Source organism: Peribacillus sp. YIM B13472 (genome assembly GCF_042788005.1).
Lineage (GTDB): Bacteria > Bacillota > Bacilli > Bacillales > DSM-1321 > Peribacillus > Peribacillus simplex_E.
Window position 1 is genome coordinate 65,492 of the sequence record NZ_JBHZPG010000012.1, and the last position, 25,203, is coordinate 90,694.

Here is a 25,203-nt window from a genome sequence, read left to right on the forward strand (position 1 = left end):
ATCCTGATTTCGAGTCAGGAAGTCTAGAGGGATGGAACGTTCTTGACGGTGATGCTTTTGGGGCAGCAAATGTTACAAACGCTACTTCTTATTGGGGTGGTTCATTCGGACAACAGGATAAATATCATTTATGGGGATATACAGCAGAAAAAGGGGATGATGCAACCGGTTCGATTCGATCTTCCTATTTTACACTGGGGGGAAGCGGCGAAATTAATTTCTTGATTGGTGGCGGATATGATAAAAACCTTTATGTAGCGCTCGTCCGCGCCTCTGATAATAAGGAATTAATTCGTGCAGAAAACACCAAGTGGGCAGAGGATGAAAAGTATCGCCGTGTGACATGGGATGCTTCAAAATATATTGGAGAGACCGTCTATATGAAAGTGATGGACAATAAAACTGGAGGTTGGGGACACATTAATGTGGACGATTTTCATGTATACAATCAGGGTTCACTGCCTATTGTTGTTGACAATGATCCAACTAAGGCTGATACACCATTCGTAGGTAAGCGAAAGGGCTTGATTAAAGAATGGGACTTTATAAATGGTGAATGGACAGAAGGGACACAAGGATCTTATAACGGAGTGTGGGAATGTCCAGAATTAATTCAGGTGCCGGTTGAAGGGAGTTCGAATAAGAAAAAGTGGGTGTTGTCTGTAAGTATAAATGATGGAGCAGCAGCCGGGGGTTCAGGAATGCAATACTTTGTGGGTGACTTTGATGGAAAAAAATTCACGAATAATAATTCGTCAGACAAGGTTCTATGGACGGATTATGGGGCAGACTTTTATGCAGGTGTGACATGGAGTAATACTGGGAATGAAGGCAAGCCATTATGGTTGGGATGGATGAGTAACTGGCAATATGCGAACGACACCCCAACTTCCCCATGGAGAAGCTCAACCACTGTTCCACGTGAATTATCGTTAGTGCAGACAGAGAAGGGGTTACACTTGAAACAAACACCTGTTCAACAATTGATAACCTTACGAGATAAAGGTCTTAAGTTAAGCAACCAATCTATTATCCCAGGTAAAAATCTTTTGAAAAATGTTAAGGGAGATACGTTAGAAATCGAAGCGGAGTTTTCAGCAAATAAAGCAAGTGAAGTTGGTTTTAAAGTAAGAAATGGTAACGGTCAATATACGACCATTGGATACAACCCTAGCAATGAAACAGTGTTTATTGACCGAACCCATTCAGGATATGATTTTGGTCCAAATGTTAAAAAAATACATGAAGCCCCCGTACAAAATACAAATGGAAAAGTGAAATTGAAAGTTCTTCTAGATCGTTCGTCCATCGAAGTGTTTGTTAATGAAGGGAAACAAGTGTTAACTGATCAAATTTTCTCATCACCAGAGAATCAGGGTGTCGAACTTTATAGTCTTGGCGGTACTGCTCATATACACTCTCTTGATATGTATACATTAAAAAGTATATGGGGAAGCAGTCCGATTGTTTCCAATCTATCTGGATGGACTACAATCAATGGTGAATGGGGAGACACTAGGGAAGGGAAACAAGGCCGTAGCGATTCTGACAGCTTTCTAGTTGCCTCTCAAACCGCAAGTGATTTCACATACAAAACCGAGGTGAAGGTATTAAACGAGGGAGCTGGAGCTCTTTTATTCCGAGCAGATGAAAAAGCCGAAAATGGTTATATAGCTACAGTGGATGTACGTAATGATATGTTGAAATTGTTTAAAATTGTAGATGGGAAGATTGAAGTGCTGCAGGAAGAACATATGGTCCTTACGCCTAATCAAACATATAAATTAAAAGTTACAGCAAAAGGGAGTCTGATCCAAACTTATTTGGATGATAATCTGATCCTAGAAAAGTCTGATACTACTTTTAACAATGGGCGTGTAGGGTTAAATGTATGGGATTCAACTACTGTCTTTAATCATCTATCTTTAGAGACGCAAAATAAAAAATGATAAGTAAGGGCTGTTAGGCAATAGCCAGCAGCTCTTTTATCAGGGAATATAAGCATTAGTATCGTTCATATAAGTACTTTTTCACGAACGGTGGCATTTTTTCCTGAAAAAGCCATTTTTAGGTACGAACTAGTTTCAAGAACTTACATGGACTTTTAAGAACGTTTTGAATGGGTCATTCTTATTTTTTTGTGCTGAAATAATTGAAGAATGAAGAAATTGGTGAAAGCTCCCGTATATGGTGGCTTTTAATTTTTTATAAAAGTGTGAATTAAACGGCTTGACATAATACCCCTATAGGTATAATATGAACTCACAAGTTAAGAATGCATAAACTCACGAGTAAAACGAGTAAAGCACTCAAATTCACGAGTAAAATGCGCAAATTCACGAGTAAAACGTGCAAATTCACGAGTAAAACGTGCAAACTCTCGAGTAAAGCACTCAAACTCACGAGTAAAACACTCAAATTCACGAGTAAAATGCGTAAACCCACGAATAAAGCACGCAAATTATTGGGTATTAGGGCTCATTAGCGTGAGAATGTTGATAAAGAGGTTTTGGATATGCATTATGCCTATTCTTTTAATGAAGAAATCCCTCATGAAAACATTCATGTCATTGCTTCTGATAAATTGGAAATGAACTGGGGGCTGCGCTTCTTAATCGGAAAAGGAAATAAGGTAATCAGTTGAGTTTAGTAATTGCATTTGTAAATAGAAGGGTGGGCAGAGTATGGAGTATGATAAAAGTGTCATTAATCGCTTGAAGCGGATTGAAGGACAAATCAAAGGTGTACTTGGAATGATGGAGCAGGGAAAGGATTGCAGGGAAATCGTCACTCAGTTGTCGGCTGCACGTAATGCCATCGATAGGACCATGGGTGTTATCGTAAGTGCCAATCTTGAGCAATGCGTTCGGGAAAACGTTGTGAAAGGCGAAGGCACTGATCATCTAGTCAAGGAAGCGGTTAATTTACTGATAAAAAGCAGGTAATAGAATTTGACCTGACCTTTAGAAAAAGGAGTGTTATTCATGCCTTATATTTTACAAGTGGATTTTAAAATGGAGGGACCATTTGGCCACGAAATGATAAAAGAATTTACTGATTTAGCAAAAAGCATTAATGATGAAGAAGGCTTGATCTGGAAGATTTGGACCGAAGATAATGAGGAAAAGGAAGCTGGTGGCATTTATCTGTTTGAAACGAAGGAATCCGCATGTAAGTACTTGACTATGCACACAGCTCGGTTAAAAGGGTTCGGTATCGAGAAGGTTAATGGAAAAATATTCGAAGTGAATGAAGTTTTGACTTCAATCAATCAGGGACCAATTAAATAAAGAAAAACCTATTCCATTCATTTTTTTAGTGAAGTAGGTTGACGAACTATATTTTTTAGCATAATATATACCCCGTAGGGTATATGGAAATAAAGAAATGAAATATCATCAGGGGGAAAACATAATGACTGAAAAGAAAAGAACGACGATCATATTATTTAGTGGTGATTATGATAAGGCAATGGCTGCATATATCATTGCAAATGGGGCGGCGGCTTACGATCATGAAGTGACCATCTTCCATACATTCTGGGGATTGAATGCCTTAAGAAAGGATGAGCCGGTTTCATTAAAAAAAGGATTTCTGGAAAAAATGTTTGCAAAAATGATGCCGCGTGGTTCAGATAAAATGGGTCTATCCAATATGAACTTTGCTGGGATGGGTCCTAAAATGATCAAACATGTGATGAAAAAGCATAACGCCATGTCACTCCCAAATTTAATTGAGTTGGCCCAAGAACAGGAAATCAAACTAATAGCCTGTACGATGACAATGGATTTATTGGGTTTGCAGCAAGAGGAATTAATGGATGGAATTGAGTATGCAGGTGTTGCGGCTTATTTAGCTGAAGCAGAGGATGGAAATGTAAACTTATTTATATAATTTGGGGTACTGGAGGGATGATTTCAAATGGGAACTATATTCAATCTCATAATTTTAGGTTTCATCGTTTGGTTTTTATATCAGCGATTTGTCCCGGCAAAGGGGATAAAAAATATAAATGCGACTGAGTTAAAAGCTGAGCTGAGTAACAAAGGAAGTAAACAATTCATTGATGTCCGTACTCCTAATGAATATCGGGGCAATCATATTAAGGACTTTAAAAATATACCTTTAAGCGAACTTGGCAAAAGGGCACAAGAACTTTCTAAAGATAAAGAAGTGGTTGTGATCTGCCAAAGCGGGATGCGGAGCAGTAATGCAAGTAAAGGATTGAAAAAATTAGGATTTAAAGAAATCACCAACGTAAAAGGCGGCATGAGTTCTTGGCGCGAATAAAAGGAGGATCTTAAAAAGATGAAAGAAATTTTACCGAATGAAGTGAGTGCATTGTTGAAGGGAAACTCGCCAGTCCACATTATTGATGTGCGGGAGGTGGAGGAAGTAAAGGCAGGGAAAATACCAAATGCTTTGAATATCCCGTTGGGTCTAGTGGAATTTAGAATGCAGGATCTGGATAAATCAAAAGAATATATCATGGTCTGCCGGTCAGGGGGCAGAAGTTCAAGGGCCGCACAGATTCTTGAGAATCATGGATATAAAGTGTTGAACATGGTGGGTGGTATGAAAGGATGGGAAGGTCCCACAGAATAATTTTAAACCCGGATATACCCCCATCCCTATTGAGGAAGCAAGGAGGAAATAAAATGATTAAAACAAATTCCGTTTTGGATGCTAAAGGTTTAGCATGTCCCATGCCAATCGTAAAAACGAAAAAAGCCATGAATGGCCTGGAAGCAGGGGAAGTACTGGAAGTTCAAGCGACTGATAAAGGGTCGACTGCAGATATGAAAGCCTGGGCGGAAAGTACAGGTCATCAATATTTGGGTACGGTTGAAGAAGGAACCACACTAAAACATTATCTTCGGAAAGCAAGTGGAGAAGAAACAGAAGTGAAGAAGCATGAAAAAGTCATTTCAAATGAAGAACTTCTTCAAGTAATGGAAGAAAATCGAAATATGATCCTTCTGGATGTACGAGAATCCGCAGAGTACGCTTTTAATCATATTCCAGCAGCTAAATCCCTTCCAATGGGTGAATTGGAACAACGTATGGGTGAACTGGATAAAGAGTCAGAGATTTTCGTGATTTGCCGTACTGGAAGCCGAAGTGATCTTACTGCACAAAAACTGACGGCGGCTGGATTTGAACAGGTTTTCAATGTTGTACCTGGCATGAGCCAATGGAACGGTCCTTCACAAAAATCCGTTAATGAATAAAGGTTACTCTAAAAATGCAGGAATATATTATGACTAACAAAGTAGCTATAATCGCAAGTAATGGTGGTGTATTTGAAGCATATAAAGTGTTTAACATCGCAAAGGCAGCGGCAGCAACAGATCAAGAAGTGGCCATTTTCTTTACTTTTGAAGGCTTGAACTTAATTCATAAAGATGTGAATGGACAACTTCCACTGCCTGAAGGTAAGGAGCATTTTGCCGAAGGCTTTAAAAGGCTAATGTTCCTTCCATTCCGGAATTAGTTACTATGGCACAGGAAATGCAAATGACATGTTACCTTCTAATGAAGGTAAAAATTTTTGAAATTTTAAATACTATAGGGGGTATAAAAGATGGCATTTAAGCAAATGACAGCCGCTGAAGTTTCAAAGAAAGTAATTAATAAAACAGACTTATTTATTTTGGATGTTCGAAATGAAAGTGATTTTAATGATTGGAAAATTGAAGGTCAGAACTTTGAATTCCTTAATATCCCTTACTTTGATCTACTGGATGGCGTGGAAGAAATCCTCGATCAACTCCCGGCCAATAAAGAAATCCTGGTGGTATGTGCAAAGGAAGGCTCATCTGTTATGGTAGCTGAAATGCTATCTGAAGCTGGATTGGATGTTTCTTATTTAAAGGGCGGCATGAAAGCATGGAGTGAACACTTGGAACCAGTGAGGGTCGGCGAATTGACTAACGGTGGAGAAATTTACCAATTTATTCGACTTGGTAAAGGCTGTCTATCTTACATGGTCACCTCCAATGGTGAAGCAGCCGTTATTGATTCTACAAGAATGATAGATGCCTATCTTGATTTCGCCGATGGTATCGGAGTGAAAATTACACATGTTCTGGATACGCACTTACATGCCGATCATATATCAGGTGGAAGACGAATAGCGGAAGTAATAAATGCAGCCTACTGGCTGCCGCCAAAAGATGCGGCTGAAGTAACCTTTGAATATCAGCCATTAGAAAGCGGTAAAGTGATAACGATCGGTCATACAGCGATTGATATCCAAGTATTATACTCCCCGGGCCATACCATTGGATCCACTTCATTTGTGGTCGATCAAAAATACTTGCTTTCCGGGGATATACTATTCATTGATTCCATTGGCAGACCGGACCTAGCTGGATTGGCTGAGGATTGGGCAGGGGACTTGAGAGAAACACTTTATACACGTTATAGAAAATTATCAGACGAGTTAATTGTATTGCCATCACATTTCATGATCATCGATGAATTGAATGAAGACGGAAGTGTCGCTAAAAAGTTAGGTGCGCTGTTTGCTGACAATCATGGATTGAACATTGTAGATGAAACGGAATTCAGAGAGATGGTAACAGGTAATTTACCGCCTCAACCAAATGCTTATCAAGAAATTCGCGAAACCAATATGGGGAAAATCGAGCCTGATGATGAAAAACAACGGGAAATGGAAATTGGACCCAATCGTTGTGCGGTTCGCTAATACTGGTAAAAATAGAATCCAAGAAAATAGGAGAGAAGAAATATGAATTCAGATAAAGTGTTAGACGCTAAAGGACTTGCATGTCCAATGCCGATTGTAAAAACGAAACAAGCGATGAATGATTTGCAAACTGGGCAAGTGCTGGAAATACATGTAACCGATAAAGGAGCTAAAGCCGACTTAACGGCTTGGTCAAGATCTGGCGGCCATGAACTGGTGGAAATGGCAGAAGGAAATGATATACTGAAATTTTGGATCAGAAAAGGCTGATAAAGGGAAGGGAACCAATAGGGTTCCCTTCTTTTAAGGGAGGCACTTACAATGGAAATCACCTTTATCATGACCATCTTTTTGATTGGTTTTATAGGTTCATACGTTTCAGGGATGCTCGGCATCGGCGGCTCGATAATAAATTATCCAATGCTGCTGTTTATTCCCCCAATCTTTGGTTTAGCGGCATTTAGTGCACATGATGTGACAGGAATAAGTGCTATACAAGTCTTATTCGCTTCCATCGGAGGTATATGGAGCTATCGTAAAAGCGGACATTTAAATAAAACGCTTATTCTCTATATGGGGATCAGTGTGTTAATCGGAAGCGTGGTTGGAAGTTTTGGATCACAATCGATGTCGGAAAACGGAGTGAATATCGTCTATGGCGTTTTGGCGTTAATCGCGGCTGTCATGATGTTCATACCGAAGAAAGGGATAGATGACATTCCTTTGGATCAAGTTACCTTCAACAAATGGATTGCGGCCATCCTTGCCTTAATCGTTGGTTTAGGTGGGGGTATAGTCGGTGCCGGAGGGGGCTTTCTATTAGTGCCCATCATGCTTATCGTTTTAAGAATTCCAACCAGGATAACGATTGCGTCTTCATTAGCCATCACTTTCATTTCATCCATTGGTGCAACAGTAGGGAAAATCTCAACGGGACAAGTTGATTACTATCCGGCATTAATCATGGTTGTTGCTAGTTTGATGGCATCTCCGCTTGGGGCGATGGCCGGTAAAAAAATGAATGTAAAAGTCCTGCAAGTCATACTGGCACTATTGATTTTAGCGACGGCTGTGAAAACGTGGGTGGGGATAATGTCTTGAGTTTTGACACGGAAGGAAGCAGTTGTGAAAATTATATTAGAATTCTAAAAAGAGTTCCATCGTTAAAGAATTGTTCACAATAGGCCACAATAATAGTTCCTTTTCCTCCATCACTTTTTTTCTTATTATCTGTACCAGATATGTAAATGGGACTTCTGTTAATAGAAAAAGCTGACTGTTGAAAGTCAGCTTTTTCTTATTGTGGCCGTTGACAAATAATTAAAAAATTACCGCTAAAATAAACCAAACAATCATCAATAATTGAATTAATACTTTGGCTAAGCTGCCGCCTAAAAAACCGATGATAGTTGCAAACCCAACTTTAGTAGCCTTCATTATATCTTTTTGAATGATTAATTCCGAAACGAGGACTGCTAAAAATGGTACGAGAATTATTCCAAAAGGAGGAAAGACAAATGAACCAACAATCGTGGCAATAGCTGCTATTGTCTCGGATGTTTTTGACCCCCCATACTTTTTAACAAAATAACTATTTGCGATAATGTCGGCCGCGATTAATACACCGCTCAACACAACCATACTGATCCAGAACCATAACGATAACTCATCAGAATTAATGAGGAATTGATAAACTGCAAATCCTCCCCAAATAGCAACAACCGAAGGAATAATAGGATAGACAATTCCTACAAAACTTAAAGCGAATAAGACGATCGTTAACCCCCACCATAAAATATCCAATAAAACTCCACCTTTTCATACTTACTTATCATATATCTACTAAATTATATTTCTATTTAGGGACAAAAACCATTTATTCTTTTTTTGTATATTCGATTCCCTCACACTTTAATTAACATTAGATGTATAATGTGTAAAATTAGAGTAAGTTTATGATGAAATAAAAATATTTCCCAAATTGCCAAAAAGAACTTGTTGATGAATCCTTATAATAACACTTTAACTAGGGTTGTTGCGGCTACCTTTTCCTTATTCAAAAAACTGGGCAGGTTAGTTGAAGATCATTTTCAAGCAAATGACATATATAAGCCATTTCCATATAAAGATGTTGTAATATTAAAGGAAAAGTAGGAGGTTAAGAAGATGAAAACTTTTGATTTAAAATCAGGAACAAAAGTAATAATAGACGAAAGTAGAATAGTAATAGAAAGAACAGGTGGAAAAAGTGCAATGAAGGGTTTGTTTGCAGGGCGAGCAATGGGGCAAATGACCATAAAAACGTCAGCAGTGACTGGGTTAATTCACTTTGCTGACTTTTTAATGATTTGTGCTTCTGGACTCCCGACTCCCAATGATTTTAAATTATCCAGCGTAGCAGAGATAAAACAATACCCTAACTGTATTGTGGCAAAAGAAAGTGAATTAGAAGAGTTATATCAATTTCTCAATGGATTTATTAAGTAATGATTCCATAAAAGCCTTAACCTTTAGAGGTTTACATATAGGGAACAAAAAACACAATGAAAGCAGTTGATTTCATCTAAGAAATACAACTGCTTTTAGCTTTTGAAAGAGTTATTTACGGTATAGTTCAAATACAATTGGTTATGATTTGAGAGCAATTAATAAGATTGAAGCTGTCTTTAGAGCAGCTTTTTACTTTATGCAACTATCAGGGCAGTTTCATAACAAAATAAGAATATATTTTTTGTAATAACCAAAACTTTATCAGACGCAACATTTTTAAGACCAGCTTAATTTCAACTTCTTCTTCATTGTCTTTCAAATGGGATATTAGAGTACTAAGTGAAGTATATGTGATAATCTGTTAATTATATGCCGCTGAGTCTTTCTTTCAAGAGTTGTTAGGTCCTCATCATTATGAAATTGATCAGAAGTCCTTAGTAGTTGTTTTTGGAAAGGATCCTGCGGATGTTTACTAGCAAACAAGTAAACAAGGACTTTTATAATTTACAAAAAAGAAATAGCGCCGCTAATTATAGCTAACACTGTTAAGGTTAACGATGTCAAGATGGCCCATTTGTATGCAAATTTTTGATATTCTCCAAGGTCTTTATCAACCATGCCAACTAATAGAATGGTTGAAGCGACAAGCGGACTCATTAGATGAGCGGGTTGTCCCAATATAGAAGCGCGAGCAATTTCTAACGGACTAATGCCATAGGCTGAAGCTGCCTCTGCAAGAATAGGGAGAACTCCAAAATAATAGGCATCATTCGATAAAACGAAAGTGAATGGCATACTTGTAATGCCAACAATGACAGGGAAAAACTGTCCTAATGAAGCTGGTATCATCGCAACCAGTCCATTAGCAATAGCATCAACCATTTTTGTACCGGAAAAGATTCCTGCAAATACTCCAGCTGCAAAAACTAGTAGAACAACAATTAAAGCATTTCCAGAATGTGCTAAGATACGTCTTTTTTGCATTTCCAGATTAGGGTAGTTAATCAATAATGCAACAGCGAAACCGACCAAAAATAAAATAGGGGAAGGTACTAATCCCATAATGAGGATGACCATAATGCCTACCACAATTAATAAGTTAGCCCACAAAAAACGAGGGCGTTTAATGTCAATATGAGGAAATGCATCAATGGCTTCATTTTCTACAGTAGCAGCTATTTCATTTTTTAACTCTTCTATGTGTATTACACCCAATCGTTTACGTTCTTTTTTCCCTAAAATAAATGCCACGAAAATAACCCAAATAGCACCGCCGATCATGGTAGGAATTAGTGGAACAAAAAATTCGGATGCATCAAGTCCCAATACTGCTATTGCTCGGGTAGCAGGGCCGCCCCAGGGGGTCATGCCACTCATAACACTTAAAGCTAGCATGGCTACTGTGGCTAAAACCAATGGATTCATACCGATTCGTTTATAAAGTGGATACATAGCTGAAACAGTAATGATATACGTTGTTGTACCGTCTCCATCTAGGGCCACGAGTAAAGCAAGAATTGTGGTACCTATTGAAATTTTGACAGGATCACCTTTGACAACTTCTAATAACTTTTTGATAAGTGGGTCAAATAAGCCCGTGTCTATCATAATGCCAAAAAACAATATGGCGAATAATAATAGAGCTGCAGAAGGAGCGACTAGCTTAATGCCTTCCATCATCATAATGCCAATTTTACTTCCAAAACCACCAACTACTGCAAAAACGATCGGTACTAAAGTTAAAGCAACAATGGGTGATAAACGTTTGGACATAATTAAATAGGTAAAGACGGTAACCATGGAGATGCCTAAAATTGTAAGAAACATTATTAAATCCCCTCCCATACTTTGAATGCGCTTTCAAATGATCTCTGGGTGACTAGAAATAATTTTGTGATTTTTCGGAAAAGATAACTGGTAGATTAATAAGTTTTACACTATGCTTGTGCGCTTTTCTTTATTAAAGGTAATACAGAGAGGACAATAAGTTAAATACATATTTTTTTTGTATTGGTATCAAAATAATTTATTCTTTAAAAAAGAATGGGGAGGAGAGCAAATAAAGCCATAGGATAAGTGATTCAAAAAACGAAATTTTTTTAATATTTAATGCTGCTTTTAGTAACAAAAAAGAAGGTCATCATCTAAATTTTGTGTAAGATAACCTTCTTTTCTTTATAAATCAGACTTTTTCATTGTCCTTGAGCAAAGCTTCCTCCTTTTTTTATTTAACATTTAGTTTTACATTACTGTTCTTGTCTTTTCTTCTTAAACTTATTTTTAATACCAATTTTAGTAATGGAGGCACTGCGGCATAAATAAAAGCCATCCGAAATAGTTGATAGCTGGTAACAGTAGATACATCAGCATTTACTTCTTGTGCAATGATTCCCATTTGATCCATTCCACCAGGGGCTAAACTTAAAAAACCCGTAATAGTCGATAAATCATAATACTGGGTCAGTAGAAAACTAAAAAACATTGTTGCGCAGATCAAAATTAGTCCGTTCATCAAAGCCAATAATAAGGTTTTTCTTTTGTTATCAAGTTGCTCCGGTTTTAATAGTAACCCGATATAACCGCCAACCATAAATTGAGATATATCAAGAAGTGTAGGAGGAAGTGGTGGTCCCTGCAAACCTAAAAGACCTATTGCAGCAGTAACGATTACTGGTCCTAAAAAGTAAGGAGCTGGTAATTTGAATATTTTACCTATTCTTGCTGCCAGAAAACTAATAAGGGCGAACAGAAAGATAAGAGGAAATAAATCACTCCATTCTGGAATAACGTTATCCGTTATTTTAGAGGAATCATTGGTACTATTCGCTGCAAAAATGGGACTGATAATTAAAAGGGGGACTAAGAAAACAACCATTATCACTCTTGTAACATGGAAAAAGGTTACTGTAGTAATATCAATGCCTTTCATATCTTCTGCAAACACAACGATTTGTGACAAACCTCCAGGAATACTACTCGTTAAGGAGGTAGGATAGTCAATGCCGGAATATTTTGACATAACAAAAGCAGAACATGCACACACAAGGACAATTAAGGTTGTAAGGATCAACATTGAGGGAAGGTGACTAATCATATCAGACAGTGAGCTCTTGGTAAAGGAGATGCCTATTGAATAACCTACAATAATTAATCCAGTATTTCTCATCGAAACGGGCCAAATTAATTTAACGTTTTTGAAACGTGATGCAATTAATAAGGCTGCCATTGGACCAAGAAGCCAGGGGATTGGAAACCTGATAAGAGAGAAAAGGCCGCCTCCAATATAAGCCGTTAGAAGTGCAGCCGAAAATTGGATTGTCTTGCTTGCATGATTTAAATCCCACTTTTTCATATTAATTCTCTTCCTTTTTATTAGTTTTACTTCGTTTCGTCTTGTTTCATTGTTTAGAATCATTAAGAAAATCAATAAATGCTTTTACTTGTGCCAAATCCATAGTCACATCCCGATAAAATACCCAAGTTTCTCTAAGCAAATAGCTATTATCGCTTAATACAATGGGGAAAGTATACAGTGGTTCATCATTTTTAATACAGATTTCTGGTAAAATGGCATATCCTAAACCATTAAGTACCAGTTCCTTACATGTTTCAATCCGATCTACCTCCATTGAAATCTTAGGTGGTAACGCAAATGTTTCCTGCCACCAGTTTTCAATAGTATTTCTTAACGATTGGTCTGTCTGATAATTTACTCTAGGAAGAAAAGGAAGTTCTTTTAATTCAATTTTTTTACTGGAGGCAATACAAATCTTTTCTTCTTGAAACAACACTTTATTTTCCTGCCATTTGTAAGGACCTCTAACGATCCCGAGGTGTGCTTCTTCTTTTTGAAGCATCTGATGAATTTGAGAACTCCATCCAGTTTTCAAACTGATTTCAACCTCTGGATATAGGGTTAGAAATTCTTTTAATAATACTGGTAGTTTATATCGGGCAAACAAGCCAGATACACCTAATCGCAAAGTTCCTTTTACTTTTTTATCCAAATTTGAAATATGTTCTTTTGCTGCTCCTAATTGCTTACGCATATTTTTCGAATATTGAACGAGGTATTCCCCTTCAACTGTAAACTCGACACCTCTTTTGCCTCTAGAGATTAAATTTGTTTTGAACTCTTTTTCCAGCTGTTTTATTCGATAGGATAAAGCTGGCTGAGAAATAAATAGTCGTTGTGCCGCCTTTGTTATATTTCTTTCTTCGTAAAGAGTAATTAATATAAGCCAGTCTTTTTCATCCATAAAATTTTTCTCCTTTAACCATAAAAAAAATTTATGGGTAATTAAAAATAATGATAATTTATTTGATTTCTAAAAGTATAATACAACTAATGAAAAAAGAAATCTATCTTTTTATGTAAATCAATAGACTCACTATAGTTTTGCCTTTCCAGGATCCTTTCATAAAATTTTTCTATGGCAATGAATAAAAAAACAATATTATTTTTATTCATTATTTTCACTTATTATTTACATGAAGCGTTATCACTACTTAACAGGAGGGGTAAAAATGTCAAATACACAAAATTATGATGTAGTTGTAGTAGGGGCAGGAAACGCAGCTTTATGTGCCGCAATCTCAGCAAAAGAGGGAGGTGCTAGAGTTCTTGTATTAGAACGGGGACCTGTGGAAAAGCGTGGAGGGAACTCTTTCTTCACGGATGGAGCCATTCGTGTGGCATACAATAATTTAGACGCAATCAGAAATATAATACCTGAATTAACAGATGAAGAATCCGAGTTAATTGTAATGCCTGAATACAGGGAATCCGACTATTACAATGATCTAATGCGAGTAACAGGTGGACAAAGTAATCCTGAGTTAGCAAAACAGCTGGTTTCTAGATCGTATGAAACAATTGCGTGGATGCGTGATCAGGGAATAAAATTTGAATTGAATTATGAAAATCAATCTTTCGTACAAGCTGGCAAGCGCAATTTCTGGGGAGGACTGCCTATCAAAACGGAGGAGAAAGGCGTTGGCTTAATGAGACAGCTCTTTGCGCGGACAGAAGAAATTGGCATCGACGTTTGGTACGATTCACGTGCTGTGGAACTCGTATCAGAGCATAACACAATAACCGGTGTCGTAGTTGAGAAGGATCATACAATGGTGACGGTTCAGACATCCGGTGTGATTTTGGCTTGTGGCGGCTTTGAAGCCAATAAGAAAATGAGAAGTGAAAATATTGGTGAAGAATGGGAAGCGGCTATTGTTCGTGGAACCGAGTTCAACACAGGAGACGGCATTTCCATGGCTATGGCAGTAGGGGCTCAAAAATTTGGGCAGTGGTCTGGATGTCATTCTATTGGTACAGATTATAATGCGCCAAAAGTAGGGGATTTCACGAAGCCGGGGGATATTTTTAAAAAGCATTCTTATCCGTACAGCGTCATGCTTAATAATGAAGGAAAACGGTTTGTTGATGAAGGAGCAGATTTGCGAAATTACACTTATGCCAAATACGGCCGTGAGGTTTTAAAACAGCCTGGACATGTGGCATATCAAATTTATGATGCACAGGTACGCCCAATGCTGCGTAAAGAATATGATCTTGAAGAAGCGACTTTTTATAAAGCAGATACGCTTGGAGAGTTGGCTAATTTACTGCCGGTCAATCAAACACAATTTCTTAAAACGATCGAAGAGTATAACAGTGCGGTACAAGATGGCGAGTATAGACCCGCAGAGAAAGATGGCAAAGGAACGAAAGGAATTACCCCTCCTAAATCCAACTGGGCACTTCGAATTGAGCAAGGTCCATTCTACGCTTTCCCTGTAACGTGCGGAATTACGTTCTCGTTCGGTGGTTTGCATGTAGATGCAACGGGTCATGTATTAGACAAAGAACAACAACCGATAAAAGGTCTCTTTGCGGCTGGTGAAATGATTGGGGGGATTTTTTATGAAAACTATCCTGGTGGATCCGGGTTAATGTCTGGAGCAGTCTTTGGAAAATTAGCTGGCTCATCCGCAGCACGCTATACTCAAGAAAAGGTTGAACCGATCAATAATCACTGAGTCTTTTCCTTGGTTTATTAGATAAGAATGTGTCCAAAAAATAATGGAGATACGTGAAGTAGAAGAATGAAAAATAGCCAAGGCTTAAAAAAGTCCTTGGCTGTTTGGTATTTTAACATATTAATAGTCTTTATTCTTTGACTAAAACTCATATAATATAGGAATATAAAAGGTCAAACTTAGTAACAGTTTATCTATTGGAGTTTTTTCAGATGGAGTGATTGTATAGCTTTAAGCGTCCTGATGGCCAGACAATAAGGTTCTTCAGTACTAGCTTTTCGAGTTCAGCACCAGCTTGAAAGGATCAGGCATTAACGCTTATGAAGTCATTCTAACTTATCAAGATTTACCAGTTATATTGCTGTTTATCACTCGATACTAAAATTCAGCATGAAAAAGGGTAGTGATTTTGTGTATTGTTTTTTTCTCTAAACAAGAAGATGGGTAGTAATTAGCTTTTTTAAAATATTATAGTAACCATACAAATTTGGTTTCAGTACCTGTACCCTAATTTGTATAGGGGGTTTAGCTTATCTGGGGAATTTTAGTGCCTTTCATATTTTTGAATATTTCTTTCGCTTCTTTTTCTGTGTCAAATTCAAATATTTTAATATTTTCCTTTAAAAAGATAGTGATGACCCACATTTGACAAGCCTCCAAGTGATAGAAAATTTTTTGCTGTAATTTGCAGATCAATTCAAATCAAGCTAATTGATAGGAATGCTCGTAATTTTTTTTCGTGTACACGTATCCCTCCAAAATGATTCTTGCTGTGCGTACCACTTTAATAGCACGTATGTGTCCTGCCAAGAAATCAACCTTTGTTTCCATTATCCCCGCAGGATGGGCTAATCGGAAAATTTCGTGTTTAATGTTCACCATCTCGGATAAAACCGTTTCCTGTAAGTAAGCCCCTGCTGTTGCACAGATGGCTCCTGTAATGGCAAGCGCTTGATGGGGCTTTTGCATTGACATCATTCGGATCATCAAATCCATCTCTGACGCTTTTCTTTCAGATCCGTTTAGATCGACGTAATCCATAGGAGGAGCAATTAGAGTCATTTTAGGTACAGCAGGAGATTTGACAGTAGCTGATTTCTTATCGGAAAATTGACACATTTCAGCTGCAATTGACCGGATTTCTTCCAGTTCATTTAATTTTTCCTGTGAATAATCATTGGGTAATTCGGTTCCCCTTAGACCAATATCCTGTGCCCTTACAAAAACGAGTGGATTGGCAACATCAATAATAGAAACTTGAATTAGCCGATCCTTGGTTTTAATCATGTCAATCGGATTTCCTGTAGGGAAAAGTTTTCCTGTAACTGCTCCTTCTGCACGAGTAAAAGAAAGATAGATAGGTGATCCTTTACCAGGCACCCCAGGTATTGAGCAGCATCCTTCTGATTTCACATGTCCATTTTCAACCTCAACTTCTGCAATAATCAGTTTTTGTGTATTCACGTTAAAAATTTTCACTGTTGTAACAGGTTCTTGTATAGGGACTAATCCTTGCTCAATTGCGTAAGGTCCTACAGCGGATGAAATATTTCCACAATTTCCTTTAAAATCAACCATTTGATTATCGATGCTGATCTGAGCAAATGTATATTCCACATCGAATTCCGGTGATTCTGATTTTTTGATGATCGCTGCTTTACTTGTCAATGAATTCGCTCCTCCAAGACCATCGATCTGTCTCCGATCCGGACTGCCCATCACGTCAAGTAAGAAATCCTCCCAGTGTAAGGGATTCGAAGGCATATGTTCAAAATTAAGGAACACACCTTTACTTGTCCCGCCGCGCATTACAACTACAGGTACTTTCATTGTATAACCACCTTTTCTCAAATCAATATTTATAGCACTACCGGTTCCTTTGAAAATATAGTATGATATGTTTGTTCATAAGTAAAATACATATTTTTTAAGTGAAAATGATAAAAAAACTTATAATCCAAAAATCGGGAGATGGTTAAGTGGACGAAAAAGATTGGATTGCGATAAGGGTACTATATGAAGAAAAAAATATTAGCCGTGCCGCAGAGCGTTTATATATATCGCAGCCGGCGCTAACGTACCGGCTTAAAAATTTAGAAAAAGAATTTAGCACAAACCTATTTTTCAAAATAAAAGGAGGCATTGAGTTCACTTCAGAAGGGATACATTTGGCGGGCTATGCGGAAGAAATGGTGAAAAAGTTGCAAAAAACGAAAGATTATATGCTGAATATGAAAAATGAAGTAAGAGGAACGTTAAGGCTTGGCGTTTCCAGCAACTTTGCCCAATATAAACTACCAGAAATATTGAAAAAGTTTTCAACACAATATCCTCATGTACAATTTAATGTGAATACAGGCTGGAGTACTGAAATCATGCATCTTCTGGATTCCTCTAGTGTTCAATTAGGCATACTGCGTGGAAATTATGAATGGTATGGAATCAAATCGTTACTGCATAAAGAAAGACTTTGTTTAATTTCTAAGAAAGAGGTAGACTTGGATAATTTGCCGGAACTTCCATTCATAAATTATAAGACCGACAGTTCTTTAAAAAACTTAATAAATGGCTGGTGGCATGATAGATTTCCAGAGCCACCATTTGTAACTATGGAAACGGATCGGCAGGAGACGTGCAAAGAGATGGTCAAAAATGATCTTGGTGTTTCCATTCTGCCGGAAATATGCCTGCAGCCTTCAGATAATTTGCATACATACGGGTTATCCTACAAAAATGGGAAGCCGGTGTTAAGAAATACATGGTTAATGTATAACCAGGATTCATTAAAACTCTCTACTGTGAAAAACTTTATTGATTTCTTGAATAAAGATTCCAATCTTTAACGAAAAAGCACAATGAAATTATTGACAATTTCATTGTGCTTTTTGGATTTCTTAATTTAATATAAAATGGATTATAAGTTTTTTTTTCGAAAAAGTACAAAAAATATGTATTTCACTTATTTGATGATATGAACTATTCTAAAAATAGAAAATAAAGCAACAGGGAAACAGAAATAATATGTAATATTTTTTAGTTATTCAAACTTCTCGTCTGATTTGTAAGCGGTTTCTTTAATAGGAGGGATTAATATTCTTACGTTACTTGGAATTTCAATGGTCGTTGTCTTTACTTATTTAATCATGTCTAAACGTTTATCACCTGTTAATTCTCTTGTAGTCATTCCAATTATCTTCGCATTAATTGGCGGATTTGGTCCAGAGCTCGGAGATATGATGCTCGATGGAATAAAGGTTGTCGCACCTTCAGCCGCTTTGCTATTGTTCGCTATTTTGTTTTTCGGAGTTCTGATTGACGCTGGATTATTTGATCCACTTATTAAAACCATGTTAAAAATCGTAAAAGGGGATCCGGTTAAAATAGCGGTAGGAACAGCAGTAATCGCAATGACCGTTGCCTTAGATGGTGATGGTACCACGACTCATATGATTACGATTTCCGCCATGCTGCCCCTTTACTTACGACTTGGTATGAATCCACTTATTCTTGCCACTATTTCTATGCTGGCTGTCAGTATTATGAGTGGTATGACTCCTTGGGGAGGACCTGCAACTAGAGCAATAGCATCATTAGGTCTGGATGCAAATGAATTCTTTGTCCCGATTATCCCAACTCTATTCTCAGGAATAGCAGCTATTCTTTTTACCGCTTATGTACTTGGTAAAAAAGAGCGCAAAAGGCTTGGCGTTGTTTATATCAAATCTGCACCTGAAATGAAAGGGGCTCTTGCTGAAGCAGCGGTGGCTTCCGCCATACAAGACGATTTAAAGCGCCCTAAATTAATATGGGTCAATCTTTTGTTGACGCTCACAGTCATGGTCGTACTTGTAATGGGCTTAGTACCGGTACCGGTGTTGTTTCTAATCGGGTTTGTTCTTGCTTCGATCATTAATTACCCTAATTTAGAACAGCAAAAAGAGCGAATCGGGTCACATGCAGGAAACGCTATAACCGTTGTCACATTAGTATTTGCGGCTGGTATTTTCACAGGGATCTTTTCCGGAACGAAAATGGTAGACGCCATTGCAAATTCATTAGTGGCCATCATTCCGGATTCTTTAGGCTCTTTTTTACCGATGGTCGTTGCATTCACAAGTATGCCATTTACGTTCGTTTTATCAAATGATGCTTACTACTTTGGTGTTTTGCCAATTCTTGCCGAAGCAGGAGAAGCTTATGGGGTGAGTCCTTTAGAAATTGCCAGAGCTTCCGTACTGGGGCAGCCTGTACATTTCTTAAGTCCACTCGTGGCCTCGACTCTTTTACTGGTAGGGATGGTAAAGACAGATATCGGGGAACTACAGCGGTATGCATTTAAATGGGCTCTAATTTGTTCATTAGTCCTTATTATTACTGCTATCTTGACAGGGGCTATTATTTAAGTAACGTTATCAAATAAATTCCCGAACTTAAAAAATTAGGGCTGTGCCAAAACCAATTATTATTAGTGGTTTTTGGGACAGCCCATTCTTTTAATAAGGTCTAGAAGTCTCGCCGGTCGCTTGAGTAATGATTTTTACGATTTTATTCGCCAAATTCATAACCGTGTATAGACGAGTATCATTTAAAAATTGCATCGTAGGGAGCGGATCTATATAATTTACCATTCCTATAATATGATAGTCTCCCACTTCAGGTAATACTTTTTTTAAAGCTTTCCCTGGGACAAGAGGTCCATCCTTTAAGAAAACATAACCGACCTGGTTTTGATCCCCTAAACAAGCATCCACACTAAAAATAAGAGGCCTTTTGAATTGTTTTTTTATTTCTTTCAACGTTTCTTTTAAATTAAATGCATGAACGGGATTTTCCAAGGTACCGTAAACACGATAAGGCACCGTGTGTTCTTTTAGCATCGTCCCGACTAAAGGGCCCAATGAATCCCCAACCGATCGATCTGAACCAATGCACAGAAAGATTACATCTTCATTTTGACATCCTGAAGATTGAATAATCTCTTTGACTTTTAATGCTAAACTGTTTATTTCTTCGCCTTTTGGTTCCACAGAACAAATCTGCTCCCTCTTTTTGTAAATTAGACTCACTTTGATTCCTATTTATTCTATTATACGAATTAAATAGATATCATGCATGTAAATATGAGCATATGCTTGAGACTGATGGATATTTTTAAATTATTAGTATTTAACATTCTGAAAAATGGCAGTAATTCAAAACATGCGAGTAAGTGGGAGTAGGTTTACAACTAGAATATTTCTAGATCAATTATATAGCATGTCTTTAACCGATACCCCTTTCAAAAATTTTATTAGATTTGGGTAGAATTAATCGGGTTAACTAGTTTGTCATAGTGTATCTCTTATATTTACAAACTATTAATAAGCTTTAATATTCTGCATCAGTCTTTTTATGACAAAATCCTTATCTGCCAAGGGGATTTCATTACAAAATGCTTTCACGAACTGGTGATGTCATGCCTAATGGTGACCTTGTCCCTTCTGCCCACGATGGAATGGCTGCCTATAAAGGGGAGAAGGGTACAACCATTCTTGTAAGAAACCATGAAAATGGGACAAATTCGGATTACCCTGTAAACGGAAAAAAACCTTGGAGTGCTGGTGCTGCCGGCGGCACAACCACATTAATCGTTGGACAAAATAAATAAACTAGTAGGTCTTGAGAAATCCGAAAAGACCGGAAACTAAATAACATGTTTTACAATTTAATAGAGCAATTTGCTTGGAGGAAATAGTATGAAAAAAATGGGAAAGATATTTTTGACGGGCTGCTTTTCGCTGGCGATGGCTGCCGCTTTTGTCGCAAATGCCGTTACGGCAGATGCGGAGGAAAAGCTCAAGGAGGGAGAGAAGTTTAAACTCACCATTCTCCAGACGAATGACTTTCATGGTCATCTGGATGATGGAACCCTTCATCACAATTCTATTGCGAAGTATGCCACCATCATTGAAAATGTGCGCAATGAAGAGGAGAATGTGCTTCTCGTCGATGGCGGGGATGTCTTCCTGCGTGGCGAGTTTCAGGCGGGTCAAGGAGAGTTGAGCACATTCAGAATGTAAAACCTTGGAAGAGTTTCACTTTCAATTTTAAAGTCGGCATGATCGGCCTTACTTTGATGAAGCCGGAAATTCGCGGTTGGAATGATGTTGCAGACCTCGATTTCATCGAACCGGTTGAATCGTTGAATGAGTTGCTTCCTGAAGTAAGTGAAAAGTCTGACATTAATATTGTCCTTTCGCATGCCGGAAACACTGAAGACCACAAGTTGGCTCAGGTTCCAGGAGTTTCAGCGGTAATCGGCGCAGATACACACAAGGTCATCGAAACTCCCGAATACGAATTCAACGGAGAGGTGATGGTGCCAATTACTCAAGCTGGCGGAGAACAAGAACATTATTTAGACCGCCTAAATTTGACTTTTGAAGTCGTTGACGCCAAAATGACTTTGGTCGAATCCAATGGATTCCTCTACGACGTTACAAATTTGAAAGCGCAATAATCAACTCTTCATAGTGCTATGAGGGATGGACAAAGCGAGGTTATTCGCTTTGTCCTTACTATATTAATGATAAAGTAAAGACTGCAAGGGGCCTGTCCAGAAAGTCGGTGAAAACTAACTTACTTTCGGCCTTTTTATTTTTGCTCATTTCCCGCCATTTCAACTGACGAGAGTCGAGATTGTGTAGAGTTTGTCTGTTTAGTTTAGCTTTAATACCACTAATTAATGTGCTAAAAAGAATAGTTAGGGAACAAAACATTTTTATGTCATTGAGATTGCGAAGATGAGATTGCGAAGATTTTTACTTACCATTAAGTACCTTTTTTGTTTGTTGAAATTCGTTAGAAAGAGTACTAATGAGTTTTTCATTATATAGCTATAAATTGATTTTAAACAATTCTCGAAATCCATAAACAACCAGTTATTTTTTTGCGGCTGATGGTCATTATAAATAAAGAAGAAGGGGCTACTGATTACGTATGATTCACATCATATAGTAAATGAGGTGTTAGTTAAAGACGTTTAACTTAACTACAGGTAGCTTCATTAAAAAATCGATTCGAGCAAGGAGATGGTTCTCTTGCACGTAAAAGCAGAAAACTCATTCAATAATTGTCATTTATGCTTTGAAAGTTGATGAAACTTTTAAGATATAGGGGATGGTTGCTTTGGATAGTAAACTCTAGTCAGATACCAGTTCTTACTCTAATGTAGATGAGGTGTTTATCGCAGAGAATTTATGCTGATTCGAAATGAAGCAAACCCCTTTTTCAGGCAGGGTGCAACGTTCGGTTGCATCCTGTTTTTATGTATTTTCTTGTTATCCTAGCGCGAGCCATTTTATTTATATCCCTTATACTCGTATGTGTTTTCATTTTACGGTAACCTGTGATGTTATAAATAAAAGAACTTAATAAGGAAAAGCATACGGGTAACAAGATGATAAAAAAATAATACACTATTATTGAAAAGACATAAATCAAACAAGAAGGATGGGATCCTGATGGTTGATGAAAATATACAAAAAAACAAACGGGAACAATGGAAAAAGCAAGTTATGAATAACCTGAAGAGGGAAGCAGTTAAAAATATCATAGCAGGAATGGGAGACCTAGCAAGATTAGATGCTAAAGTCAATAATACTTACATTGTATACATCAAGGATGGAAGGATGATAAAGCAACCTACAAATGGCAAGTGTGTTGTAATTAATGGAAAAATCCAAGATTAACTGAGAAGGGTTAGGAAAAACATCAAGGATTTTTTTGGTAATTTAACTACAGCTGCTCTTCTATTAAAAGATTTCTACGATCCAATTTTTAATAAAGAAATAATGACAAGAAATCACTGCGATTTGCCAGGACTGCCACAATTGTTATAGGGCTGATTCCCATTCCATTTGCGATTATTGCTCCAGATATACTAAGCATGGTCTCCTTTGCTATGGCATTAAGAAGCACTCTAGCCGTCTTTGTTGTTTTGATGATTTATTTCCCGAGATATAGCAGTGGCCGAGGAGCAGTATTGGGAATGCTCTTTGCAGTAGTTACGAACTGTCTGGTATCTTATCGGTAATCCATTAGGAATAGATAATATCTATTGTCGCTGCGGTTTAATTGTTATGCTGCTTGACCATATCATCGGGAAGAATGATAGTGTTTTGCAAAACGAATCGAGCAGCATAAGCAAATAATGAAGATAAGGTCATCATATGATATAGAAAGAGGGGGGATATTCCCTCTTTTTTTTATTCATCCAAAAATCTGCAATTGTATTGAATGACATTGTGAGAAACTCAGTATTGAATATGTTTTTTGGAATAAATTCCTTTTTTCAACAAATAGTTTGGTCGAATCGAAATCTTTTTTACCTTTTTATCAAATAATCTTTTAATAACACATTTGATTTCCATGACAAATGATTTTTAAAAGCATATTTACAGGATAATACATTCATCGATTCTAGAAATCCCACGATTATTCCAAAAATTCAATCCTATTCAGGGGTATAAACAATTTCATATAAAACAATCAGTCATTCATTTTTACTATCTTTTAAATGACCGGAACGTACCACTTTAGTTTTTAAATATTTTTCATTAAACTCGGAAATATCTCCCCATAACGGAACTCTGCCTGCAACATTGGCACCTGAGTTTTGAAGGGCTTCTAATTTTCTCGGATTGTTGGTGATAAGGGTCACTGGATTAGAGCGCAGTTTTTTTAACACCCGAATGGCGTCATCATAGTTACGTGCATCATCCACAAATCCAAGCTCCAAATTCGCTTCAACCGTATCCAATCCTTTTTCTTGCAGAACATAAGCCATGGCTTTACTAAATAATCCGATGCCTCTTCCTTCGTGATTCGCTAAATAAAATAAAGCACCGGATCCTTGAGTCGCAATCATTTTCATAGCATGCTTTAATTGAAATCCACAATCACAGCGTTTGCTGCCAAATATATCGCCAGTATGACAAATACTATGCATCCGGATAAGGGCTTCAGCTGAATGTTGGAAATCTCCATACAGTAACACACTTGATTGCTGCATTTCCGCTAAGTTGGAAGAGGCTAAAGTTTCAATGATCTTTTCTAAATTATAAGTGCCGTCACCACAAAAATGACCTGCCATATTCTCACATCGTAACCAGCAATACCATTGGAATATAATTGTTTCTCCCTCTAAGTTAACGGGTAATTTGATGGGGCCGACTAAATAAATGGATGTTTCATCACTTTTAATAACGTTAATTTTATCTTCTAATATTAAAGCCACTTTTTCATTAATCATATAAACTTCCTCCCGAAACTTCTAATACTACGATAACGTTTACTAGTTCATTTCATATTGTACCCAATCCACTCTTTTGTGAATCTTTGATTTTAAATAGAAAAAAAAGCTCCAAATGTACTAAAACGAAAGACAATATCAAAAGGTTAACCCCATTTTTGGTGTGAAAGCCCATGACCATTTCTTATTTGAACAGTAACTCATATAACCTCAATAAAACCTCAATAAAACCACAGCACCGATTTTTCAAATGGAATTCGATTAAAAACACTGTATCTCTTAATTTCAGTAAAAAGGATTGAGAAGCATTATTGCATCGATGGTATTTGGATTAGAAAGAAGTTTATCTAGCTGCCTGTTTACCCGTGAAAATGCAGTCTTTCCGTAGGAAATGTCCTGCGAAGTCTTTGGGAAGTTTTGCATCTTTCTTTTTCTAAGATGGAAGGGACATGGTGTTTACATTCATGGTCATTTGTTGTATTTACGTTTATTTTACAGACTTCATCTAAGGAAAATGGTGATTTTTTAGATGATATTACCTTGCAGAATGATTTGGATTGTTGAAAATGCGGATACATCCATTGTCTTTCACGCTCAACGATTTTCCTTGTTTTCGTAAAATTGGAAACAATTAAAAAAACTTCTTCAAATGAAAACAAAAGTGTTATAC

27 protein-coding genes and 1 pseudogene are annotated in these 25,203 nt (G+C 37.3%); 20 read left to right on the forward strand and 8 right to left on the reverse strand.

Annotation, left to right across the window (positions count from 1 at the left end):
* The first annotated feature begins 389 nt into the window (after nucleotides 1-389).
* Entirely contained in the window at nucleotides 390-1,949 is a 1,560-nt protein-coding gene (locus tag ACFX4I_RS26400) for a glycoside hydrolase family 32 protein (protein ID WP_483878223.1), read from the forward strand.
* Nucleotides 1,950-2,262: 313 nt separating this feature from the next.
* Here ACFX4I_RS26400 and ACFX4I_RS11845 read toward each other — a convergent pair whose 3' ends face one another.
* A complete protein-coding gene (locus tag ACFX4I_RS11845; protein ID WP_377420787.1) occupies nucleotides 2,263-2,445 on the reverse strand; it encodes a hypothetical protein in 183 nt (60 codons plus the stop codon).
* Between the two features lie 70 nt (nucleotides 2,446-2,515).
* On the opposite strand from ACFX4I_RS11845, the gene ACFX4I_RS11850 reads away from it, so the two are divergent.
* From ACFX4I_RS11850 to ACFX4I_RS11900, 11 genes and pseudogenes are all read left to right on the forward strand, one after another.
* Nucleotides 2,516-2,644: a hypothetical protein gene (locus ACFX4I_RS11850; RefSeq protein ID WP_283932899.1), complete on the forward strand. Its 129-nt coding sequence runs from the start codon at nucleotides 2,516-2,518 to the stop codon at nucleotides 2,642-2,644.
* A 40-nt stretch (nucleotides 2,645-2,684) separates the two neighbouring features.
* Nucleotides 2,685-2,945, forward strand: coding sequence for a metal-sensitive transcriptional regulator (locus ACFX4I_RS11855; protein WP_230303846.1), 261 nt, complete (start codon nucleotides 2,685-2,687; stop codon nucleotides 2,943-2,945).
* Between the two features lie 39 nt (nucleotides 2,946-2,984).
* Nucleotides 2,985-3,290, forward strand: a complete 306-nt coding sequence (locus ACFX4I_RS11860) for a monooxygenase (protein ID WP_377420789.1) — start codon at nucleotides 2,985-2,987, stop codon at nucleotides 3,288-3,290.
* 124 nt (nucleotides 3,291-3,414) lie between these two features.
* Complete coding sequence (locus ACFX4I_RS11865; RefSeq protein ID WP_214795994.1) at nucleotides 3,415-3,894, forward strand: DsrE/DsrF/DrsH-like family protein; 480 nt, start codon at nucleotides 3,415-3,417, stop codon at nucleotides 3,892-3,894.
* Between the two features lie 27 nt (nucleotides 3,895-3,921).
* Nucleotides 3,922-4,290 carry a rhodanese-like domain-containing protein gene (locus ACFX4I_RS11870; protein ID WP_230303844.1) on the forward strand — a complete coding sequence of 123 codons (369 nt, stop codon included), beginning with the start codon at nucleotides 3,922-3,924 and terminating at the stop codon, nucleotides 4,288-4,290.
* 18 nt (nucleotides 4,291-4,308) lie between these two features.
* Nucleotides 4,309-4,605 (forward strand): rhodanese-like domain-containing protein, encoded by a 297-nt coding sequence (locus tag ACFX4I_RS11875; RefSeq protein ID WP_377420791.1) that lies wholly within the window; start codon nucleotides 4,309-4,311, stop codon nucleotides 4,603-4,605.
* Between the two features lie 53 nt (nucleotides 4,606-4,658).
* Entirely contained in the window at nucleotides 4,659-5,231 is a 573-nt protein-coding gene (locus tag ACFX4I_RS11880; RefSeq protein ID WP_377420793.1) for a sulfurtransferase TusA family protein, read from the forward strand.
* Between the two features lie 29 nt (nucleotides 5,232-5,260).
* Nucleotides 5,261-5,595 (forward strand): annotated as a pseudogene (locus ACFX4I_RS11885) (DsrE/DsrF/DrsH-like family protein).
* A complete protein-coding gene (locus ACFX4I_RS11890; protein ID WP_377420795.1) occupies nucleotides 5,585-6,712 on the forward strand; it encodes an MBL fold metallo-hydrolase in 1,128 nt (375 codons plus the stop codon). The pseudogene ACFX4I_RS11885 and the gene ACFX4I_RS11890 overlap by 11 nt, the downstream one beginning before the upstream one ends.
* Before the next feature lie 42 nt (nucleotides 6,713-6,754).
* Nucleotides 6,755-6,982 carry a sulfurtransferase TusA family protein gene (locus ACFX4I_RS11895; RefSeq protein ID WP_377420797.1) on the forward strand — a complete coding sequence of 76 codons (228 nt, stop codon included), beginning with the start codon at nucleotides 6,755-6,757 and terminating at the stop codon, nucleotides 6,980-6,982.
* Between the two features lie 51 nt (nucleotides 6,983-7,033).
* Entirely contained in the window at nucleotides 7,034-7,813 is a 780-nt protein-coding gene (locus tag ACFX4I_RS11900) for a sulfite exporter TauE/SafE family protein (protein WP_377420799.1), read from the forward strand.
* Nucleotides 7,814-8,032: 219 nt separating this feature from the next.
* Here ACFX4I_RS11900 and ACFX4I_RS11905 read toward each other — a convergent pair whose 3' ends face one another.
* A complete protein-coding gene (locus ACFX4I_RS11905; protein ID WP_101221754.1) occupies nucleotides 8,033-8,515 on the reverse strand; it encodes a DUF456 domain-containing protein in 483 nt (160 codons plus the stop codon).
* A gap of 363 nt (nucleotides 8,516-8,878) precedes the next feature.
* Here ACFX4I_RS11905 and ACFX4I_RS11910 point away from each other — a divergent pair, with 363 nt between their 5' ends.
* Nucleotides 8,879-9,199, forward strand: coding sequence for a hypothetical protein (locus ACFX4I_RS11910; RefSeq protein ID WP_101221755.1), 321 nt, complete (start codon nucleotides 8,879-8,881; stop codon nucleotides 9,197-9,199).
* A 507-nt stretch (nucleotides 9,200-9,706) separates the two neighbouring features.
* On the opposite strand, the gene ACFX4I_RS11915 is transcribed toward ACFX4I_RS11910, so the two are convergent.
* From ACFX4I_RS11915 to ACFX4I_RS11925, 3 genes are all read right to left on the reverse strand, one after another.
* Nucleotides 9,707-11,029 carry a CitMHS family transporter gene (locus ACFX4I_RS11915; RefSeq protein WP_377420801.1) on the reverse strand — a complete coding sequence of 441 codons (1,323 nt, stop codon included), beginning with the start codon at nucleotides 11,027-11,029 and terminating at the stop codon, nucleotides 9,707-9,709.
* 397 nt (nucleotides 11,030-11,426) lie between these two features.
* Nucleotides 11,427-12,554, reverse strand: coding sequence for an AbrB family transcriptional regulator (locus ACFX4I_RS11920; protein ID WP_377420803.1), 1,128 nt, complete (start codon nucleotides 12,552-12,554; stop codon nucleotides 11,427-11,429).
* Nucleotides 12,555-12,600: 46 nt separating this feature from the next.
* Entirely contained in the window at nucleotides 12,601-13,461 is an 861-nt protein-coding gene (locus tag ACFX4I_RS11925) for a LysR family transcriptional regulator (RefSeq protein ID WP_318566009.1), read from the reverse strand.
* Between the two features lie 268 nt (nucleotides 13,462-13,729).
* Between ACFX4I_RS11925 and tcuA the strand changes: the two genes are divergently transcribed.
* Entirely contained in the window at nucleotides 13,730-15,241 is a 1,512-nt protein-coding gene (gene tcuA / locus ACFX4I_RS11930; RefSeq protein WP_377420805.1) for an FAD-dependent tricarballylate dehydrogenase TcuA, read from the forward strand.
* 702 nt (nucleotides 15,242-15,943) lie between these two features.
* On the opposite strand, the gene ACFX4I_RS11935 is transcribed toward tcuA, so the two are convergent.
* Nucleotides 15,944-17,071: a 2-methylaconitate cis-trans isomerase PrpF family protein gene (locus ACFX4I_RS11935; protein WP_377420807.1), complete on the reverse strand. Its 1,128-nt coding sequence runs from the start codon at nucleotides 17,069-17,071 to the stop codon at nucleotides 15,944-15,946.
* Nucleotides 17,072-17,220: 149 nt separating this feature from the next.
* Between ACFX4I_RS11935 and ACFX4I_RS11940 the strand changes: the two genes are divergently transcribed.
* On the forward strand, nucleotides 17,221-18,084 hold the full coding sequence (locus ACFX4I_RS11940; protein ID WP_377420809.1) for a LysR family transcriptional regulator: 864 nt from the start codon (nucleotides 17,221-17,223) through the stop codon (nucleotides 18,082-18,084).
* A gap of 249 nt (nucleotides 18,085-18,333) precedes the next feature.
* Nucleotides 18,334-19,644: a CitMHS family transporter gene (locus ACFX4I_RS11945; protein ID WP_377420846.1), complete on the forward strand. Its 1,311-nt coding sequence runs from the start codon at nucleotides 18,334-18,336 to the stop codon at nucleotides 19,642-19,644.
* A gap of 90 nt (nucleotides 19,645-19,734) precedes the next feature.
* Here ACFX4I_RS11945 and yyaC read toward each other — a convergent pair whose 3' ends face one another.
* On the reverse strand, nucleotides 19,735-20,268 hold the full coding sequence (yyaC, locus tag ACFX4I_RS11950; protein WP_230176480.1) for a spore protease YyaC: 534 nt from the start codon (nucleotides 20,266-20,268) through the stop codon (nucleotides 19,735-19,737).
* Between the two features lie 380 nt (nucleotides 20,269-20,648).
* Here yyaC and ACFX4I_RS11955 point away from each other — a divergent pair, with 380 nt between their 5' ends.
* From ACFX4I_RS11955 to ACFX4I_RS11970, 4 genes are all read left to right on the forward strand, one after another.
* On the forward strand, nucleotides 20,649-20,888 hold the full coding sequence (locus ACFX4I_RS11955; RefSeq protein WP_377420848.1) for an alkaline phosphatase PhoX: 240 nt from the start codon (nucleotides 20,649-20,651) through the stop codon (nucleotides 20,886-20,888).
* Nucleotides 20,889-20,976: 88 nt separating this feature from the next.
* Entirely contained in the window at nucleotides 20,977-21,300 is a 324-nt protein-coding gene (locus tag ACFX4I_RS11960) for a hypothetical protein (RefSeq protein ID WP_377420811.1), read from the forward strand.
* A gap of 56 nt (nucleotides 21,301-21,356) precedes the next feature.
* The gene (locus ACFX4I_RS11965; RefSeq protein WP_377420813.1) at nucleotides 21,357-21,740 is read left to right on the forward strand and encodes a bifunctional UDP-sugar hydrolase/5'-nucleotidase; all 384 of its coding nucleotides are present in this window, start codon (nucleotides 21,357-21,359) and stop codon (nucleotides 21,738-21,740) included.
* 1,003 nt (nucleotides 21,741-22,743) lie between these two features.
* Nucleotides 22,744-22,971, forward strand: coding sequence for a hypothetical protein (locus ACFX4I_RS11970; RefSeq protein WP_377420815.1), 228 nt, complete (start codon nucleotides 22,744-22,746; stop codon nucleotides 22,969-22,971).
* Nucleotides 22,972-23,774: 803 nt separating this feature from the next.
* Here the strand turns inward: ACFX4I_RS11970 and ACFX4I_RS11975 are convergent.
* A complete protein-coding gene (locus tag ACFX4I_RS11975) occupies nucleotides 23,775-24,533 on the reverse strand; it encodes a GTP cyclohydrolase II (RefSeq protein ID WP_309519054.1) in 759 nt (252 codons plus the stop codon).
* Nucleotides 24,534-25,203: the final 670 nt, after the last annotated feature.

Excerpts from the sequence above, each read along its gene's own strand:
- ACFX4I_RS11890 (WP_377420795.1), top strand. The coding sequence starts at position 5,585 with ATGGCATTTAAGCAAATGACAGCCGCTGAAGTTTCAAAGAAAGTAATT.
- ACFX4I_RS11900 (WP_377420799.1), top strand. The coding sequence starts at position 7,034 with ATGGAAATCACCTTTATCATGACCATCTTTTTGATTGGTTTTATAGGT.
- ACFX4I_RS11895 (WP_377420797.1), top strand. The coding sequence starts at position 6,755 with ATGAATTCAGATAAAGTGTTAGACGCTAAAGGACTTGCATGTCCAATG.
- ACFX4I_RS11860 (WP_377420789.1), top strand. The coding sequence starts at position 2,985 with ATGCCTTATATTTTACAAGTGGATTTTAAAATGGAGGGACCATTTGGC.
- ACFX4I_RS11850 (WP_283932899.1), top strand. The coding sequence starts at position 2,516 with ATGCATTATGCCTATTCTTTTAATGAAGAAATCCCTCATGAAAACATT.
- ACFX4I_RS11935 (WP_377420807.1), bottom strand. The coding sequence starts at position 17,071 with ATGAAAGTACCTGTAGTTGTAATGCGCGGCGGGACAAGTAAAGGTGTG.
- ACFX4I_RS11875 (WP_377420791.1), top strand. The coding sequence starts at position 4,309 with ATGAAAGAAATTTTACCGAATGAAGTGAGTGCATTGTTGAAGGGAAAC.
- ACFX4I_RS11880 (WP_377420793.1), top strand. The coding sequence starts at position 4,659 with ATGATTAAAACAAATTCCGTTTTGGATGCTAAAGGTTTAGCATGTCCC.
- ACFX4I_RS11960 (WP_377420811.1), top strand. The coding sequence starts at position 20,977 with ATGAAAAAAATGGGAAAGATATTTTTGACGGGCTGCTTTTCGCTGGCG.
- ACFX4I_RS11855 (WP_230303846.1), top strand. The coding sequence starts at position 2,685 with ATGGAGTATGATAAAAGTGTCATTAATCGCTTGAAGCGGATTGAAGGA.
- ACFX4I_RS11915 (WP_377420801.1), bottom strand. The coding sequence starts at position 11,029 with ATGTTTCTTACAATTTTAGGCATCTCCATGGTTACCGTCTTTACCTAT.
- ACFX4I_RS11965 (WP_377420813.1), top strand. The coding sequence starts at position 21,357 with ATGAAGCCGGAAATTCGCGGTTGGAATGATGTTGCAGACCTCGATTTC.
- ACFX4I_RS11970 (WP_377420815.1), top strand. The coding sequence starts at position 22,744 with ATGGTTGATGAAAATATACAAAAAAACAAACGGGAACAATGGAAAAAG.
- ACFX4I_RS11925 (WP_318566009.1), bottom strand. The coding sequence starts at position 13,461 with ATGGATGAAAAAGACTGGCTTATATTAATTACTCTTTACGAAGAAAGA.
- tcuA (WP_377420805.1), top strand. The coding sequence starts at position 13,730 with ATGTCAAATACACAAAATTATGATGTAGTTGTAGTAGGGGCAGGAAAC.
- ACFX4I_RS11975 (WP_309519054.1), bottom strand. The coding sequence starts at position 24,533 with ATGATTAATGAAAAAGTGGCTTTAATATTAGAAGATAAAATTAACGTT.
- ACFX4I_RS11910 (WP_101221755.1), top strand. The coding sequence starts at position 8,879 with ATGAAAACTTTTGATTTAAAATCAGGAACAAAAGTAATAATAGACGAA.
- ACFX4I_RS11865 (WP_214795994.1), top strand. The coding sequence starts at position 3,415 with ATGACTGAAAAGAAAAGAACGACGATCATATTATTTAGTGGTGATTAT.
- ACFX4I_RS26400 (WP_483878223.1), top strand. The coding sequence starts at position 390 with ATGGACAATAAAACTGGAGGTTGGGGACACATTAATGTGGACGATTTT.
- ACFX4I_RS11920 (WP_377420803.1), bottom strand. The coding sequence starts at position 12,554 with ATGAAAAAGTGGGATTTAAATCATGCAAGCAAGACAATCCAATTTTCG.
- ACFX4I_RS11870 (WP_230303844.1), top strand. The coding sequence starts at position 3,922 with ATGGGAACTATATTCAATCTCATAATTTTAGGTTTCATCGTTTGGTTT.